16 protein-coding genes are annotated in these 15,599 nt (G+C 68.6%); 12 read left to right on the plus strand and 4 right to left on the minus strand.

Translation table 11 applies throughout. The features are described from left to right. The gene (locus AC4D14_RS08505; RefSeq protein WP_490901452.1) at window positions 1-1,281 is read left to right on the plus strand and encodes a phosphotransferase; all 1,281 of its coding nucleotides are present in this window, start codon (window positions 1-3) and stop codon (window positions 1,279-1,281) included. 55 nt (window positions 1,282-1,336) lie between these two features. Here AC4D14_RS08505 and AC4D14_RS08510 read toward each other — a convergent pair whose 3' ends face one another. Both AC4D14_RS08510 and AC4D14_RS08515 read right to left on the minus strand, forming a co-directional pair. After that, on the minus strand, window positions 1,337-2,209 hold the full coding sequence (locus AC4D14_RS08510) for an alanyl-tRNA editing protein (RefSeq protein ID WP_490901454.1): 873 nt from the start codon (window positions 2,207-2,209) through the stop codon (window positions 1,337-1,339). Between the two features lie 68 nt (window positions 2,210-2,277). Continuing rightward, a complete protein-coding gene (locus AC4D14_RS08515) occupies window positions 2,278-2,760 on the minus strand; it encodes an Lrp/AsnC family transcriptional regulator (RefSeq protein WP_490901456.1) in 483 nt (160 codons plus the stop codon). A gap of 190 nt (window positions 2,761-2,950) precedes the next feature. Between AC4D14_RS08515 and AC4D14_RS08520 the strand changes: the two genes are divergently transcribed. The 11 genes from AC4D14_RS08520 (at window position 2,951) to AC4D14_RS08570 (ending at window position 13,880) form a co-directional block, all read left to right on the plus strand. After that, complete coding sequence (locus AC4D14_RS08520) at window positions 2,951-4,189, plus strand: MFS transporter (protein ID WP_490901458.1); 1,239 nt, start codon at window positions 2,951-2,953, stop codon at window positions 4,187-4,189. Window positions 4,190-4,307: 118 nt separating this feature from the next. Beyond that, window positions 4,308-5,252, plus strand: coding sequence for an N-acetylglucosamine kinase (locus AC4D14_RS08525; protein WP_490901459.1), 945 nt, complete (start codon window positions 4,308-4,310; stop codon window positions 5,250-5,252). 9 nt (window positions 5,253-5,261) lie between these two features. Continuing rightward, complete coding sequence (locus tag AC4D14_RS08530) at window positions 5,262-5,729, plus strand: NUDIX hydrolase (protein WP_490901461.1); 468 nt, start codon at window positions 5,262-5,264, stop codon at window positions 5,727-5,729. A gap of 65 nt (window positions 5,730-5,794) precedes the next feature. Then, a complete protein-coding gene (rsgA, locus tag AC4D14_RS08535; RefSeq protein WP_490901463.1) occupies window positions 5,795-6,931 on the plus strand; it encodes a ribosome small subunit-dependent GTPase A in 1,137 nt (378 codons plus the stop codon). Window positions 6,932-7,177: 246 nt separating this feature from the next. After that, on the plus strand, window positions 7,178-8,296 hold the full coding sequence (locus tag AC4D14_RS08540; protein WP_490901533.1) for an ABC transporter ATP-binding protein: 1,119 nt from the start codon (window positions 7,178-7,180) through the stop codon (window positions 8,294-8,296). Window positions 8,297-8,298: 2 nt separating this feature from the next. Further along, window positions 8,299-8,991, plus strand: coding sequence for an ABC transporter permease (locus AC4D14_RS08545; protein WP_490901534.1), 693 nt, complete (start codon window positions 8,299-8,301; stop codon window positions 8,989-8,991). Next, window positions 8,991-9,740 carry an ABC transporter permease gene (locus tag AC4D14_RS08550; protein WP_490901464.1) on the plus strand — a complete coding sequence of 250 codons (750 nt, stop codon included), beginning with the start codon at window positions 8,991-8,993 and terminating at the stop codon, window positions 9,738-9,740. Before AC4D14_RS08545 ends, AC4D14_RS08550 begins: the two co-directional genes overlap by 1 nt. Beyond that, window positions 9,737-10,702: an ABC transporter substrate-binding protein gene (locus AC4D14_RS08555; protein WP_490901466.1), complete on the plus strand. Its 966-nt coding sequence runs from the start codon at window positions 9,737-9,739 to the stop codon at window positions 10,700-10,702. Before AC4D14_RS08550 ends, AC4D14_RS08555 begins: the two co-directional genes overlap by 4 nt. 36 nt (window positions 10,703-10,738) lie before the next feature. Beyond that, window positions 10,739-11,704 (plus strand): ABC transporter substrate-binding protein, encoded by a 966-nt coding sequence (locus tag AC4D14_RS08560; protein ID WP_490901468.1) that lies wholly within the window; start codon window positions 10,739-10,741, stop codon window positions 11,702-11,704. A gap of 71 nt (window positions 11,705-11,775) precedes the next feature. Beyond that, window positions 11,776-12,993, plus strand: coding sequence for a pyridoxal phosphate-dependent aminotransferase (locus AC4D14_RS08565; RefSeq protein ID WP_490901470.1), 1,218 nt, complete (start codon window positions 11,776-11,778; stop codon window positions 12,991-12,993). Between the two features lie 32 nt (window positions 12,994-13,025). Next, window positions 13,026-13,880: a PPK2 family polyphosphate kinase gene (locus tag AC4D14_RS08570; protein ID WP_490901472.1), complete on the plus strand. Its 855-nt coding sequence runs from the start codon at window positions 13,026-13,028 to the stop codon at window positions 13,878-13,880. Here AC4D14_RS08570 and AC4D14_RS08575 read toward each other — a convergent pair. Together AC4D14_RS08575 and xseA are read right to left on the minus strand one after the other, a co-directional pair. Further along, a complete protein-coding gene (locus AC4D14_RS08575; RefSeq protein WP_490901474.1) occupies window positions 13,877-14,128 on the minus strand; it encodes an exodeoxyribonuclease VII small subunit in 252 nt (83 codons plus the stop codon). The genes AC4D14_RS08570 and AC4D14_RS08575 overlap by 4 nt on opposite strands. Further along, entirely contained in the window at window positions 14,125-15,519 is a 1,395-nt protein-coding gene (gene xseA / locus AC4D14_RS08580; protein ID WP_490901535.1) for an exodeoxyribonuclease VII large subunit, read from the minus strand. The genes AC4D14_RS08575 and xseA overlap by 4 nt, the downstream gene beginning before the upstream one ends. Between the last annotated feature and the right edge of the window lie 80 nt (window positions 15,520-15,599).

Here is a 15,599-nt window from a genome sequence, read left to right on the forward strand (position 1 = left end):
ATGCCAACAGGCCGGAATCGGCGTCCGCCCGGTTCCCCGGCACAGCGCGAGCAGTTCCAGCTCATCCGGCTCGAATCCCCGCATGTTGAAGAAACCCTCCGGCCGGCGCTGAAGGCCCTTGGCGGCGGCAGCCTCACCACCTGGACGCTTGCCGCCATCCACCACCGGCCCGGAGCCGGCGTCACCGGCATCTACTCCGTGAAAGGTGACCGGGTGCTCTCCGGAACCGGGACGCCGCCCCGCTACCTCTGCGTGACGACCGCACGGCTGCCCCCTGATGCCCGCGGAGTGCTGACCTTCCGCGACCGGCACCTGGGCGTGCTGTCGGTGTGGGCGCACCCGCACGACCCCCTGCTGCCCGGACTGGCCTGGGCATGCGACCCCGAGGCTGCAACGCGGACCCTGTTCCCCGCGAACCCGGGCGCCGGCACGGCACGCCTGAGGACCGCCGGTTACCGGCCGCTGCGGCGCGCGGTGCTCATTGCCGAGCTGGCCGGGGAGCGCCGCTACCTGAAGGTGTTCCGGCGCGGGCACGGGGAAGCGGCCCGCGTTCGGCACCACCTGCTCCGCGGGGAAGGAGTCCCGGCGCCACGCCTCATCGAGGTTCCCGCACCGGACGTCCTTGCGATGTATCCCGCCGAGGGGCGTCCCCTCGCGGAGCTCCTGATGTCCGATGGTGCCCAGGATCTCGACCCGCACTCGCTGGTGCGGCTGCTCGCTTCCTTCCCCCGCGCCGCGCTCGAGCTGCCCGAGCGGCGGCCGTGGTCGGCGCGTATCCGCGCGTACGGCGACGGCGCCGCCGCGGTGCTGCCCGATCACGCCGAAAAGATTCGATCCCTCGCGGACTCGATCGACTCCCTCGTCAAGGCAACGCCGGCGGGGCCCCTCGTGCCTTCCCACGGTGACTTCTACGAGGCCAACCTCCTGGTATCCGGTGGCGCTGTCTCGGGTCTGCTGGATGTCGACGCCGTGGGGCCGGGGCACCTCGTTGACGACCTGGGGTGTTTCCTGGGACACCTGCTCGTGCTTCCCTCGCTGGACCCCGGATACATCCATGTCCCCGCGGCGGCGGAGCGGTTCACCGCCGCGTTCGAGGAGCACGTCGATCCCGCGGCGCTGCGGGCGCGGGCAGCGGGGGTCGCGTTGACCCTCGTGGCCGGGGCGAAACGCCGCGCGACGGGTGCGGCCTCCGCTGTCCCGTGGAGGACGGATGCCCTGCAGCGGCTGGCAGCTGCCGAGACGCTTGCCGGGTCGGCGCAGCGGCTCCTGCGCAGCGCCTGAGGCAACCGGGCGTGCCCGGCGCTGGCGCGGCAGGCTCCCCAGGCCCCGGGCCCCGCTAGCGGGCAGGCACCGCCTTGGTTTCCATCCGCAGCACGGGCGTTCCGGCGTCGTCGCTGAGCGTCAGCTCAACGTGCACCGACTCGAAGGCCCCGAGGGAATCGGCGTGCGTGCCGCCGCAGGGGATGCTGACCGTGCCCTGGGGGAGCGCGCACTGCCAGTACCGCCGGTCCGTCAGCGCCTCCCCCTCCCGCTCGATGCGGATCGCGGCGCCGGAGGCCACCCACCCGGACAGGGCGAGGTTGACTGCCTGCTGGAGCACCGCGGGATCGAAATCCTCGGTGATAAAGCCTTTGCGCCGCAGCGAGCGGCCCAGGCGGTAGGTGTCAACGGATCCGTACTCGCCGATCAATGACCGGTCGATGGCCATCGCGTCGAAGTTCGGGGACCCGAGGGCGTCTCCGGGCGTCTCCTTCTTCCAGCGGTCCGCGAGGGCGCCGTTGAGGGCCAGGGACGCAAGGTGGCAGGCCGTGTGGCCGGCCGAGACTGCCGTGCGGTGTCCGCCGTCAACGCGCACCACCACGCCTTCGCCCTCGCGCGGGGCCCGCGCGCCGTCAACGATGTGGGCGGCGACGAAGGCCCACCCCTGGGCGCCCTTGCGCACGGGGAGTTCGGAGCCGAGGTAAAGCCGCTCACCGTCGGTGCCGCCGACCACGCAGTCGAGGATCGGTTCTTCCCCGCCGCCGTGCTCAAGGACCGCGCGGTCGGGACCCTGGTCCGGCCATGCCGCATCCACGGGGTGGCATGCTGTGGAATCGAGCAGCACAGCCGCGGTTCCATCGGGCAGCTGTTCAACGTGCAGGACGGTGGAGGAGGAGACCAGGGCCCCGGAGGGATAGCTCACGATGGTGTCAACGGCAGGCAGTGTCATTGCTTCATTATTCGTTGGAACGCTCCGGCTTGTCATGGCGGCGCCGGCCGACGCCGCACGGCGGTGCCCTACCTGTCCTGCGTTGACTCCGACAACTTCGAGAGCAGCGGCTCGGTGCGGTAGGGAATGTGCTCGTGGAGGGCGAGCACGGTCTCGGTGCGGATCACCCCCTTGATGCGCAGGATCGAACGCAGCCCCGACTGCAGGTGGTGCGTGTCCGAGGCAGCGATCCTGCACCAGATGTCCCCACGGCCCGAAATTTCGTGGACCTCAAGCACCTGGCTGAGTTTGCGCAGGGCCGCGATCACGCCGTCGAGCTCCCTGTGGGAAACCTCGATCGTCACGAATGCCACCACGTCGTAGCCCAGCGCCTCGAGGTCGATTTCCCGGCCGTTGTCCCGGAGGACCCCGGCCCGCATCAGGCGCCGGATGCGGCTCTGCGCGGTGTTGCGGGCAATCCCGAGCTGCTCGCTGAGATCGCTGATGTGCGCGCGCGGATCGCGGACGAGTTCAAGGAGGAGCCGGACGTCGAGGTCATCAAGTTTGCTCAAAAAGCTCACTCCCTGTCAGCTGTAGTGCGGCGTCTTGACGAATTCGCTCAAGTTGGACCGCAACAATGTTTCGAAACACTCAATCTGATCCATTCTAGAGGTGATCCTGCTTCCCCGCGCGCCCGTCCGCCCGGGCCGCCCGGGCGCCGCCCGAATGGAACAAGCTGGTATTGAACAAGGAAGGTATGCGTTGAGTGTTCTGAGTGAGCTGCGCATGCGTCCGGCCACGGCCGGGCGGTGGAGCTGGGACGCGTCCCTGAGCATGCGGCTCGTGCTGGCCGTTGTCACGATCTCCACCCTCCTGGTCGGCGCCAACCTCGCCACTCCGCTGTACCCGCTGATCTCGGCGAATCTTGGGCTTTCCGCCTTCGACATCACCGTTGCCTTCTCCGCCTACGTGCTCACCCTGGTGGCGGGTCTGCTGCTGGTGGGCCACTGGTCGGACCACATCGGGCGGAGGGCGGCCCTGGTGCTCGCAGTCCTGGTCGGGCTGCTCGGAACCGCTGTCTTCGCCGGTGCATCGTCCCTGACGGAGCTGATCGTGGGCCGTTCCCTGCAGGGAGCGGCGGTGGCCCTTGCCACGGGTGCCAGTTCGGCGGCGCTGCGGGACCTGCTGCCGCACCGCCCCGATTGGGCTTCCCGGTTCACGCTGCTCGCTTCGGCCGGCGGCGTGGCGGCCGGTCCGGTGATCGGCGGTGTGCTGTCCCTCCTGCCGAACCCGACCCGGACCCCGTTCCTCGTCTTCACCGCGGTGTTGGCCGTGCTCCTGGTGCCGCTCCTGGTCCTGCGCGCGCGCCCCGCCATCCAGCCGGCGGCCGCCGCGCGTCCGCTGAAGGCCCTTCGGCCCCGGCGGCCCACCGTCTCGCGTGCGGCCCGCAGGTCCTTCTGGCTGGCTTCAGCCGTGGGTTTCCTCAGTTTCAGCGTTTTCGGGTTCACCCTGAGCCTGGCTCCCACCTGGATCGCGTCCCTCGCGGGAACCGATGCCCGTCCCGTGATCGGCGCCCTTGCCGCCCTGGTGCTCGGCTCGTCGGCGGTCAGCCAGCTGCTCTTCCTCCGCGGCCGGTTCGTCGTACCCGCCGGCCTTGCCGCAATGGCTGCAGGAGTGGGCCTGCTGCCGGTCGCCGGCGCCCACGGAAGCCTCCCGCTGCTCATCGGGTGCTGCGTTGCGGCGGGCCTCGGCCAGGGCATGGCGTTCCGCGTCGTGTTCAACCGGGTCTCCCTTCAGGTCGAAGCGGCACGACACGCCCAGATCATCAGCACCCTGTACGTGATCACGTACCTCGGCAGCGCAGTACCCGTGCTCGGACTCGGCGCCGCCGCCGCGCTCTGGGGCCTGGACGCCGCCGTGACGGGGTTCGCCGTCGTCGTCGGCGGCGCATGCGCCATCCTCGCCGGCCTGTCGCTGGTGGGCCTGCGGCCGAGGCGCTGATTCCGGGCACCGCTTTCAGGGCACCTCTTTCAGAACCGGCACCCTGACACCGGCACCTACCCACTCCTGCGGCGGCGGCGAAGCCCGCCGCTGCCGGAATGTTTGTACGCTGGAGCGTATGCATCCCGAAGAGCAGCACTCCGCCGCCCCCGAGACCGTTGGACTGGACATTGGAGGATCCAAGACCCACGGGGTCCTCTGGCGCGGAGGCTCCGTAGCGGCCGAGGCGAAGGCCGGCAGCGCGAACGTCCAGAACGTCAGCGCCGCCGAGGCAGCGGAAAACCTCCGGCAGCTCTTCGCCGACCTGGGCGGGAGCCGGATCGCCGCGGTCATCGCCGGGTCCGGGGGCATCGACACCGAGGACGACGCGGCACGGCTGCGCGGGCTCATCGCGCCCTTTGCGCCCGGGGCGGCCATCGACGTCGTCCACGACACCCGGCTCATCCTTGCCGCAGGCGGGGCCGCCGCGGGCATCGCGGTGATCGCCGGTACCGGATCGGCCGCCTGGGGGGTCACCGCCGACGGACGCGAAGCAAGATCCGGGGGCTGGGGCTACCTCCTCGGGGACGAGGGCAGCGGCTACTGGCTGGCCCGCGAGGCCATCCGGCACACCCTCCACCGCTTCAACCTGGCCCTTGAGCAGGGCGAGCTCGGACGCCGCGTCATCGCTGCCAACTCCGTGGCCTCGCCGACCGAACTCATTGGGCTGTTCCACTCCGAACTGGGGCGGCGGCACTGGGCCTCCCAGTCGCCGCTGGTGTTCGCCGCGGCCGAGGCAGGCGACGACGACGCGCGACGCCTGATCGACGAGGCGGCCGCAGCGATTGCCGGCCTGGTCGGTGACATCGTCTCCGTGATCGGGATCCCCGGACCGGTGGTCATCGGAGGCGGGCTCGCCGTCCATCAGCCGCCGCTGCAGCAGGCCATCCGGGCGGCACTTGCGGCGCGCGGCGTCTTAGAGGTTGTGTTCCTGACCCAGGACCCGGTGATGGGCGTCGATTTCCTCCGTCGGTCCCGCCCGCGCTCCGCAGGATCCCCCGCCGGTGGAGGAACGCCGCTTTAGACTCTTCGCATGAACGAACCGAACCTGCAGGTGCACCCGCCGGCCTGGGACGTGCGCGTGGGTGCCTACGGAGTCATCGTTGAGGGAAGCCGCATCCTGCTTGCGCACTGGAACGAAAACGGAGCATCGGGGTGGACCCTGCCGGGGGGAGGGCTCGAATTCGGTGAAGACGCACCGGCCGCCGCGGTGCGCGAAATCCGCGAGGAGACCGGCTACGACGCCCAGCTCGGGGACCTGCTGGGGGTTGACAGCTTCTTCGTTCCGCCCGAGCGCCGACTCAGCGGCAGCCCCCTTCCGCTGCACGCCCTGCGCATCATCTACTCCGCACGCGTCGTCTCCGGGAACCTCGCGCATGAAACCCTCGGGTCCACCGACGAGGCAGCGTGGTTCGAGCGGGACGAAATCTCGGGCCTGCACCGGGTCGAACTCGTCGATGTCGGGCTCCGGCTCTATTCCCGGCGGTTCGACGGGGGCTAGCATGGGCACCGGCGGCGCCGGTGCCCCGGGAGCCGATGCCCGCCGCTGACGGGAGGCGGGCATCCTTGGCCATCTTGGAGGACTACGGCTACACGAGCAGAATCCGCAGCCGGTTCGAGGCCCATTTCAGCACCCCGTTCCCCGAGCCGGCGGGGGCGGCAGACCACGACGACGGCGCCCCCGCACCCGCGCTGGCCTCGAGCGCCGGGGACGCACCGCCCCCGGAGCCGGAGCTGCGTCCGGCCCGGGTGGTGCGCGTGGACCGCCGGCAGCTCGTTGTCGCCGCCCCGGGAGGAGTGCTCCACGTGCCCTCGGCCGCCGACACAACGGTGGGGGACTGGCTGGCCCTCGCAGGGGAACCCGGGAGCCCCGGCGTGGCAGGCATCCTTCCCCGCCGCGGGCTGCTCCAGCGGAAGAAGTCCCACGACCCGCTCTCGCAGGCCCAGCCCCTTGCAGCGAACGTCGACGTCGTAGCTGTCGTGGTCCCGATCGACCGCGCCCTGTCGGAGAACCGTCTTGAGCGCATGCTCGTCGCCGCACGCGACTGCGGCGCGCGGCCGGTGATCGTCCTCAGCAAAGCCGACCTTTCCGGGCGCCACGACGGGGTTGTCGGCTCAACCGTTTCACGGGCCGGCGGCGCCGAGGTGGTCACCACCTCGGCCCTGACCGGCGACGGGTGCACCGGACTCGCTGAAACCATCCGCCCGGGAGAGACCTGCGCCTTCGTCGGACCCTCCGGGGCCGGCAAGTCATCGCTCGTCAACGCCCTCCTCGGCGAGGCCGTGCAGAGCACGGGAACCGTGAGGGCCGGGGACAGCAAGGGTCGGCACACGACCACCTCCCGGAGCCTGATTCCTCTGGGCGGCGGCGCCGTGCTTGTCGACATGCCCGGATTGCGCGGGTTCGCCCTGTGGGACGCTGAGAAGGGCCTTGACAGCGAGTTCGAGGACATCGAAGCGCTCGCCGCAGGCTGCCGGTACCGGGACTGCCGGCACGCCGCCGAACCCGGGTGCGCCGTCCTGGCCGCGCTCGCCGCCGGATCCCTTGACCTGCGCCGGCTCGAGAGCTACAGGCGCATGCGCAGCGAACTGCAGGTGCTTGCCCGCAGGCAGGCCGAGGCGGCCCGGACCGCCGGGAAGGGGCGTCCGAAGGCGGCACAACCCCGGCGCGTGCCCCGCAGCAGCATCGCGCCCGACGCGTAACGATTAGTGCGAACTGAAACTTTTAGCCTTTTTGACCAGTACGCCGCCTTGATTGCCGCGAAGGCCTCGTTAGACTCATAATTCGAACCGGATTGACGGGCCAGGCGCCAGCATCGACCCGCTTTCACCCGGTGGCCCACTGACACCCGGCGGGTGCTGGCAGCAAGTGCGGCTGCCCGTCGGGCCATGAAAGGCAAGGGCTTCATGACACCTGTAAACCCACCGCGCACGCCAGCACCGACTCCAATGATCCAGTTCCAAGGGGTCACCAAGACTTATTCGAGCGGCCGCCCCGCCGTGAACAACCTCAGCATGGACATCGACCGCGGTGCCATCACCGTCCTGGTGGGTCCCTCAGGCTGCGGCAAAACCACAACCCTGCGCATGATCAACCGGATGGTCGAGCCGACCTCGGGCACAATCCTCATCGATGGGAAAGACGCCTCCGAGCAGAAGGCCTCCGAGCTGCGCCGCTCAATGGGGTACGTCATGCAGTCCTCAGGCCTGCTGCCGCACCGCACCGTGCTCGACAACATCTCCACCGTCCCACGGCTCAACGGGGTGGCCCGCGGGTCGGCACGGAAACGGGCGGAGGAACTGCTCGACGTCGTGGGGCTCGCACCCGAGCTGGGCCAGCGCTACCCGGCGCAGCTTTCCGGCGGGCAGCAGCAGCGCGTCGGCGTCGCCCGCGCCCTGGCCGCGGACCCGCCGATCCTGCTCATGGACGAGCCCTTCAGCGCTGTCGATCCGGTGGTCCGGGCCGAACTCCAGGAGGAGCTGCTGCGCCTGCAGCGCGACCTCGCCAAGACGATCGTCTTCGTCACCCACGACATCGACGAGGCGACGATCCTCGGCGACAAGGTTGCCGTTCTTGCCGTTGGCGGGATCCTCGCCCAGTACGCCACGCCGGAGGAGATCCTGCGGGCGCCGGTCAGTGATTTCGTTGCCGGCTTCGTCGGGCGCGACCGCGGGTTCCGGCACCTTTCCTTCCAGGAGGGCGACGACGTGCGCATCCACCCCGTCGAGACGGTGGAAGTTGACCGGCTCGCCGATCCGGCGGTCGACGTCTCCTCTCCCTGGACACTCGCCGTCGACAACGACGGACGCCCGCAGGGCTGGGTGCCGCAGAACCAGCGCTCCGCCATCCGCGGCACCGCCGACCTCGTGCCGGGCGGCTCGCTGTACCGCCGCGGCGACTCCCTGCGGCGGGCCCTCGATGCGGCGCTGTCGGCGCCCTCCGGGCTGGGCGTGACGGTTGACGACGACGGGCGCACCGTCGGAGTGGTGCGGGCCGGTGAAATCCTCGAACTCATCGAGGATGCACGGGTGAACCGGGGCCGCGCCAACCACAATACGGCGGTGTGAGCATGGACTGGTTCTTCGCGAACATCGACTCGATCCTCGGGCTCACCGGACAGCATCTGGTGCAGTCGGTGCTGCCCCTGATCTTCGCGGTGATTGTCGCCGTGCCGCTGGCGCAGCTGGCGCGGCTGAACCGGGGAGTCGCCGGGGTGATCCTTACCGTTTCCTCGATCCTCTACACGATCCCGTCCCTGGCGATGTTCGTGTTCCTTCCCCTCATCCTCGGCACCAGCATCATCAGTCCGGTCAACGTGGTCGTGGCGCTGACCATCTACGCCGTCGCGCTGCTGGTGCGCTCCACCCTCGACGCGCTTGAGTCGATCGACGACGACGTGCGCCAGGCGGCGGTCGCCATGGGCTTCACCCCGGTGCGCCGCTTCCTCACCGTCGACTTTCCGCTGTCCATCCCGGTGCTGTTCGCCGGCCTCCGGGTGATCTCCGTGACGAACATTTCCCTCGTCAGCGTCGGGGCGCTCATCGGTGTTTCAAGCCTCGGGACGCTGTTCACCGACGGACTCTTCCGTTCCTTCCCGACCGAAATCGCGGTCGGGATCATCATCACGCTGATCCTGGCCCTCGTGATGGACCTGATCCTCGTTGGCCTTGAGCGGCTGTGCACCCCCTGGACCCGGAAGGCAGCACGGAAGGAGCCCGCTCCCAAGACCGTCGCGGTCGAAGCGTACCGGGTGGGCGCCTGATGGATTACTCAAGCGACAACCTCTTCGTCCAGATGGGCCAGTGGCTCAGCGCCCCCGAGAACTGGTCGGGAGCCCGCGGGATTCCCGTGCGGATCCTCGAGCACCTCGGGTACACGGGTCTGACCATGCTCATCGCGCTCCTGATCGCCGTGCCCATCGGCCTGTACGTGGGCCACACGGGCAAGGGCAGGATCATCATCGTCTCGGGCATCGGGATCCTGCGGGCACTGCCAACCCTGGGCATGGTTTTCCTCTTCGTGCTCCTGGCGGGTCTGGGCCTGCTGCCGCCCATCTGGGCCCTGGTGCTCCTCGCGGTTCCCCCGGTGCTCAGCGGCGTCTACGCCGGCATCTCCTCCGTGAACCGCGACACCGTCGACGCGGCCAGGGCCCTGGGCATGTCCGAGCTGCAGATCCTGTTCCGGGTGGAGGTCCCCAACGGGCTTCCCGTCATCCTGGGCGGAGTGCGCGCGGCGGTGCTGCAGGTGGTGGCGACCGCCGCCGTCGTCGCCTATATCAACCTCGGCGGCCTGGGCGTGTTCCTCGTCGAGGGCACCCAGCTGCGCGACTACGGGCGCCTCTTCGGGGGCGCGGTGGTCATCGGCGTTGTCGCGATTGCCGTGGACCTCCTCATGGCGCTGGTTCAACGATTTGCCATCTCGCCGGGGCTGCGGGCACGCCGCACACCTGCGACACACCAAGGATCTGGCCGGCAGAAGGCCGTCGCCAGTGCACAAGGAGGAACAACATGACAAACCTGTCAGTACACCGCGCCGGACGGCGCGCTTTGATGGGAGTGGCCGGCGGCCTGACGGGGCTGCTGGCGTTGACTGCCTGCGGTGCGAACAGCGACCCCGCTGCCGAGCCCGAAGAAACCGGAGCCGGCGGGTCCGTCGTCGTAGGATCGGCGGACTTCCCCGAAAGCCAGATCATCGCCGAAATCTACGCAGGCGCCCTGAAGGCCGAGGGCATCGACGCGAGCACCAAACTCAACATCGGGTCGCGGGAGATCTACTACGCGGCCGTTGAGGAGGGCTCGGTCGACATCATGCCCGAGTACAGCGGAAACCTCCTGCTGTTCGTCGACCCCGAGGCCACCGCGACGTCCCCCGAGGACATCGCCGCGGCGCTGCCCGATGCGCTTTCCGCGAAGTCGTCCGCCACGAAGCTGGGCGTCCTCGAGGCCTCGGAGGCGGAGAACAAGGACGCGATGGTGGTGACGGCGGCAACGGCGGAGAAGTTCGGGCTGAAGTCGCTCGTGGACCTGGGCGAGGTATGCGACCAGATCACGATCGGCGCCCCAAGCACGTTCCAGGAGCGGTCCTACGGACTTCCCGGGCTCAAGGAGAAGTACAACTGCGTGCCGAAGAGCTTCGAGTCACTCAACGACGGCGGCGGTGCCATCACCCTTGAAGCGCTGCTGAACGACGACGTCCAGGTCGCGGACATCTACACGACGACGCCCTCGATCGAGGACAACGACCTCGTGGTGCTCGAGGATCCCGAGAACAACTTCATCGCCCAGCAGGTGATCCCGCTGGTGAACCTCGACACGGTGGGCGAGGACGCCCAGGCGGTTCTCAACGAGGTGTCGTCCCAGCTGACCACCAAGGACCTGCTTGACCTCAACCGCCAGGTCAGCGGCGATGAGAAGCGCAACCCCGCCGACGCGGCGGCTGACTGGCTCACGGAAAAGGGCCTCGGCGGCAAGTAGCGCCGCGGCCGTCACTCGCGCACAAGGAGGAACACCATGAAGAACCATTCAGCACACCGCGCCGGTCGGCGCGGTGTGCTGGGACTGGCCGGCGGCCTTGCGGGCCTGCTGGCGTTGACTGCCTGCGGAGCGAACAGCGACCCCGCGGCAGGTCCGGAGGAGACCGGAGCCGGCGGGTCCGTCGTCGTTGGATCGGCGGACTTCCCCGAAAGCCAGATCATCGCCGAAATCTACGCCGGCGCTTTGAAGGCCGAGGGCATCGATGCGGGTACCAAACTCAGCATTGGGTCGCGCGAGATCTATTTCGCGGCCGTTGAGGAGGGCTCGATCGACATCGTTCCCGACTACAGCGGCAACCTCCTGCTTTTCGCCGACCCCCAGTCGACAGCCCAGTCGGCCGAGGAGATCGTTGCGGCACTGCCCGATGCCTTGAAGGCGAAGTACCCGGACGTCAACCTTGGCATCCTGAACCCTGCCGAGGCCGAGAACAAGGACGCGATGGTCGTCACCAGGGAAACGGCCGAGAAATACGGCCTGAAGTCGCTGGCCGACATGGGTGAGGTGTGCGGGGAGCTGATCATCGGCGCGCCGGGCACCTTCCAGGACCGCTCGTACGGCCTTGCGGGGCTCAAGGAAAAGTACGGCTGCGAGCCCAAGGAGTTCGAAGCCATCAATGACGGCGGCGGCGCGATAACGCTCAAGGCGCTGTTGAACAACGACATCCAGGTCGCCGACATCTTCACGACCACGCCGTCCATCGAGGACAACGACCTCGTGGTGCTCGAGGACCCTAAGAACAACTGGCTCGCCCAGCAGGTTCTGCCCGTGGTCAACCTCGACACCGTAGGCGAGGACGCCCAGGCGGTCCTCAACGAGGTGTCGTCGCAGCTGACCACCGAGGACCTGCTCAACCTCAACCGGGAAGTCAGCGGCGACCAGAAGCTCAACCCGGCCGACGCCGCAGCGAACTGGCTTGAGGAAAAGGGGTTCGCCGCCAACTAGCACCCTCGGCATTGACCCGGCACGGACACACAATTCGGCGTGCCGGGCCCTTGCTGTGGCATATTGAACGAATGGCGAAGTACAGGCAGTCCGACAAACTCCACAATGTCCTCTACGACATCCGGGGGCCGCTGCTTGAGCATGCGAAGATCATGGAGGCCCAGGGCCACCGCATCCTGAAGCTGAACATCGGCAACCCCGCGCCGTTCGGCTTCGAAGCCCCCGACGCGATCCTCGTGGACATGATCCGCAACCTCCCCGAATCCCAGGGCTACAGCGATTCCCGCGGGATCTTCTCGGCGCGCACCGCCGTCGTCCAGTACTACCAGAGCCGCGGCATCAAGCACATCGACATCGATGACGTCTACCTGGGCAACGGGGTGAGCGAACTGATCACCCTGTCGCTGCAGGCGCTGCTCAACAACGGTGACGAGATCCTCGTGCCGACCCCCGACTACCCGCTTTGGACGGCGTCGGCGAGCCTGGCCGGCGGAACCCCGGTCCACTACCTGTGCGACGAAGACAACCACTGGTGGCCCGACCTTGAGGACATGGCCTCCAAGATCAGTCCCGCCACCAAGGGAATCGTCCTGATCAACCCGAACAACCCGACCGGTGCCGTCTACCCGAAGGCTGTCATCGAGGGCGTGGTCAAGCTCGCGCGGGAGCACGGGCTCATCATCTTCGCCGACGAGATCTACGAAAAGATCCTCTACGACGACGCCGTCCACATCAACGCCGCCTCCGTCACCGGCGAGGACGTGCTCTGCCTGACCTTCAGCGGGCTCTCCAAGGCGTACCGGATTGCCGGTTTCCGCAGCGGCTGGATGGCCATCTCCGGGCCCAAGGAGGACGCTGCGGACTACATTGAGGGCATCAACCTGCTGGCCAACATGCGCCTCTGCGCCAACGTCCCCGCCCAGCACGCCATCCAGACGGCCCTCGGCGGGTACCAGAGCATCAACGACCTCATCCTTCCAGGCGGCCGCCTCCGGCAGCAGCGGGACAAGGCGGCGGAACTGCTCAACGCGATCCCCGGGGTCAGCTGCGAACCGGCCAAGGGCGCCCTCTACCTCTTTCCGCGCCTCGACCCCGAGGTGTACCCGATCCGGGACGACGAGAAGTTTGCCCTCGACCTGCTCAAACAGCAGAAAATCCTGATCTCCCACGGCCGCGCGTTCAACTGGATCAACCCCGACCATTTCCGCATGGTGACACTGCCCAGTGTCGAAGTCATCGAAGACGCTATCGGCCGCCTGGCCGAGTTCCTGGGGGCCTACAAGCCGTAGGCCCCTGCACGCCGCAGCAGTTCCAGGGAGTGATGATGGCACGTATCCGATTCGAGACAGACCCCCGAGAGTTGCTGCAGGCCGGGCCCGATTTCCGGCTCGCCGACGTGGACCCGGGCTCCGCTCCCGGGTTCGCCGGCGACAAGACCGCGGGCAAGGCCGCCTTGGCGAAGGGAGCGTCGGCGCTCTCCCACTCCCAGGAACAGCTCTTCGCGCAGAGCCGCCAAGGGGAAACGGGCTCCGTCCTGCTCATCCTCCAGGCGATGGACACCGCGGGGAAGGGCGGAATCGTCCGCCATGTCATGGGCGCCGTCGATCCGCAGGGCGTGCACCACCACGCGTTCAAGGCTCCCACCGAGGCGGAGCTCAAGCACAGCTTCCTGTGGCGGATCGTCAAACAGTTGCCCGGCCCCGGAATGATCGGCGTCTTCGACCGGTCCCACTATGAGGACGTGCTGGTCCATAAGGTGCGGGGATTGTCCCCGGCCGCCGACGTCGAACGCCGCTATGCGGCCATCCGGAAGTTCGAGGCCGGGCTGGCGGGCGGGGGCACGCGAATCATCAAGGTGATGCTCCACATCAGCAAGGAGGAACAGAAGCGGCGGCTCGCCGCGCGGCTGGACCGGGAAGACAAATACTGGAAGTACAACCCCGGCGACGTCGACGAACGGGGGTACTGGGATGAGTACCAGCAGGCCTATGAAACCGCGATCACCCGGACCGCCGCGCCGGATGCTCCCTGGTATGTGGTTCCGGCGGACCGCAAATGGTACGCCCGGCTTGCCGTGCAGCAGATCCTCGCCCTGACCCTCGCCGACCTGAACCTGCGGTGGCCGGTGGCCCACTTCGATGTCGAGACCGAAAAGCAGCGCCTGGCACAGTCCTAGCCCGGCGTGGGATCGCCTCCGGCCTCGGCCCTGCTGCGGGCGGCCGCGAGGCGCTTCTTCGCTCCCTCAAGCCACGACTCGCAGTGGTCGGCAAGGGCCTCACCGCGCTCCCACAGCGCCAGCGACTGCTCTAGGCTGACACCGCCGGCTTCGAGCTGGGAGACCACTGCCACGAGCTCTTCCCGCGCCTGCTCGTAGGACAGGGCTGAAATGTCGGAGTTCGCTGCCGGTGCTGCGTCCTGGGTCATGAAACCGTCTCTTCCGTTGTGACTGGGGCGTCCCCGGAGCCGGGGGCATTGGAACTGGAGGTCTCCGAACTAGAGGTGCCGGCGGCACCGTCTCCGTTCAGTCCCGGGCCGGTGACCCTCGCCGGGAACCGTCCCCTGGCAACCTTGACCGAAAGGTCGGTGCCGGGGGAGACAGCGTCTGCGTCGCGCACCACTTCACCGCCGGCCAGCTGGACAACCGCGTAACCGCGGTCAAGGGTCTTCTGCGGCGAAAGGGCCCGCACCTGCGCCCGAAGGTGACTCACGCTGTCGCTCTGGCGGTGCACCGCGGACTCCGCTGCACGGTGGGCGCGGCTTCTCAGCCGTTCGATGTCGGCTTCGCGGACGTCGATCATGCCCTCCGGGCGGGCCAGGGACGGACGGGAACGCAGCTGCGTCAGCCGGTCCGTCTCCCGCCCGACAAGGAGGCCGACCGAGCGCAGGAGCGCACCGCGGGCCTGCCGGATCCGCGTAAGCTCCTCCGCGACGTCGGGCACCACGCGCTTGGCCGCGTCGGTCGGTGTTGAGGCCCTCAGGTCGGCCACCTCGTCAAGGAGCGGGCGGTCGGCTTCGTGGCCGATGGCGCTGACCACCGGGGTCTTCGCGGCCGCTACGGCGCGGATCAGGTCTTCGCTGCTGAAGGGCAGCAGGTCCTCGAGCGCCCCGCCGCCGCGGGCGATGATGATGACATCCACCTCGGGCATCGCGTCGAGCTCCGCGAGGGCGGCGGTGATCTGGGCGACGCTGTTGGTGCCCTGCACAGCGACCTCACGGACCGCGAAGTCAACGGCCGGCCAGCGGAGGGCCGCGTTGCGCATCACGTCCTTCATTGCGTCCGAGTCGCGGCCGGTGATCAGGCCGATGCAGTGGGGAAGCAGCGGCAGGCGTTTCTTCCGTTGAGCGGCGAAGAGCCCCTCGGCGGTCAGCAGGCGGCGCAGGCGCTCGATGCGGGCAAGCAGGTCGCCGAGCCCGACCGGACGGATGTCGCGGGTCTGCATCGAAAGCCTGCCCGTCTTCACCCAGAAGTCGGCCTTCAACTGAGCCACCACCCTCGAGCCCTGCTCGAGGGGAAGGGAGAGCCGGTCAAGGACGCTGCTGAACACAGTCAGCGAGAGCGAGACTTCCGTGTCGACGTCGCGCAGCGTGATGAAGCAGATGTTGGAACGGCGGTTGAGCTCGATGATCTGGCCCTCCACCCATGCGGCGGGGGCCCGGTCGATGTGCGCCTTGAGCTTCTCCGAGAGGACGTGGAGCGGCCACGGGGTCTCGGCGCTCGTTTCGGCGGCCGTGCCGGGAAGAGTCGACCTGCGGTCCGGAGGACCGCTCCGGAGCACCGCGGTCCGGTCACCGTACGGCGTTGTGCCCTCGGGCATCATCGGTGTTCCTTCCACTACTCGGGGTCCTCTATGTCTACCAGCTTTGCACGCGGACCCGGCCCCTCCCGGTGATATGT

The organism is Arthrobacter sp. TJ-254 (genome assembly GCF_058269175.1).

What these genes read in the sequence shown, in the direction of transcription:
- AC4D14_RS08505 (WP_490901452.1), top strand. Translation starts at nt 1, where the DNA reads ATGCCAACAGGCCGGAATCGGCGTCCGCCCGGTTCCCCGGCACAGCGC.
- AC4D14_RS08510 (WP_490901454.1), bottom strand. Translation starts at nt 2,209, where the DNA reads ATGACACTGCCTGCCGTTGACACCATCGTGAGCTATCCCTCCGGGGCC.
- AC4D14_RS08525 (WP_490901459.1), top strand. Translation starts at nt 4,308, where the DNA reads ATGCATCCCGAAGAGCAGCACTCCGCCGCCCCCGAGACCGTTGGACTG.
- AC4D14_RS08530 (WP_490901461.1), top strand. Translation starts at nt 5,262, where the DNA reads ATGAACGAACCGAACCTGCAGGTGCACCCGCCGGCCTGGGACGTGCGC.
- AC4D14_RS08540 (WP_490901533.1), top strand. Translation starts at nt 7,178, where the DNA reads ATGATCCAGTTCCAAGGGGTCACCAAGACTTATTCGAGCGGCCGCCCC.
- AC4D14_RS08545 (WP_490901534.1), top strand. Translation starts at nt 8,299, where the DNA reads ATGGACTGGTTCTTCGCGAACATCGACTCGATCCTCGGGCTCACCGGA.
- AC4D14_RS08550 (WP_490901464.1), top strand. Translation starts at nt 8,991, where the DNA reads ATGGATTACTCAAGCGACAACCTCTTCGTCCAGATGGGCCAGTGGCTC.
- AC4D14_RS08555 (WP_490901466.1), top strand. Translation starts at nt 9,737, where the DNA reads ATGACAAACCTGTCAGTACACCGCGCCGGACGGCGCGCTTTGATGGGA.
- AC4D14_RS08560 (WP_490901468.1), top strand. Translation starts at nt 10,739, where the DNA reads ATGAAGAACCATTCAGCACACCGCGCCGGTCGGCGCGGTGTGCTGGGA.
- AC4D14_RS08565 (WP_490901470.1), top strand. Translation starts at nt 11,776, where the DNA reads ATGGCGAAGTACAGGCAGTCCGACAAACTCCACAATGTCCTCTACGAC.
- AC4D14_RS08570 (WP_490901472.1), top strand. Translation starts at nt 13,026, where the DNA reads ATGATGGCACGTATCCGATTCGAGACAGACCCCCGAGAGTTGCTGCAG.
- AC4D14_RS08575 (WP_490901474.1), bottom strand. Translation starts at nt 14,128, where the DNA reads ATGACCCAGGACGCAGCACCGGCAGCGAACTCCGACATTTCAGCCCTG.
- xseA (WP_490901535.1), bottom strand. Translation starts at nt 15,519, where the DNA reads ATGCCCGAGGGCACAACGCCGTACGGTGACCGGACCGCGGTGCTCCGG.